The sequence below is a fragment of the Algoriphagus aestuariicola genome, assembly GCF_017254835.1.
GTDB lineage: Bacteria > Bacteroidota > Bacteroidia > Cytophagales > Cyclobacteriaceae > Algoriphagus > Algoriphagus aestuariicola.
Window position 1 is genome coordinate 1 of sequence record NZ_JAFKCW010000048.1, and the last position, 316, is coordinate 316.

Consider the following 316-nt stretch of genomic DNA (forward strand, 5'->3'; position numbering starts at 1 on the left):
CGTCATCTGATCGAGACCCCGGTCGGCCCGGTGAACGCCACGCTGCATGATGACGGCAGCGTTACCGTAGAGAACGTGGCGGCTTATCGTTATCGCCACCAGGTGCGAGTTGAGGTGGCCGGTTACGGCCCGGTGACGGGGGACATTGCCTGGGGGGGAAACTGGTTTTTTCTCATCGGCGAGTCGCCGTTGACCATCGATAAACACAATCTGGAGGCGCTGACCGCGTTCACCTGGGCGGTCCGGCAGGCGCTTGAACAGGCGGGCATTCGTGGCGAAGACGGCGGGGCGATCGACCATATCGAGCTGTTCGGTG

General features: G+C 62.7%; 1 protein-coding gene. It reads left to right on the top strand.

From position 1 onward, the window contains the following. Positions 1 to 316, top strand: a 316-nt coding sequence (locus J0A67_RS23610) for a proline racemase family protein (protein WP_206571681.1), incomplete at both ends; no start/stop codon positions are given.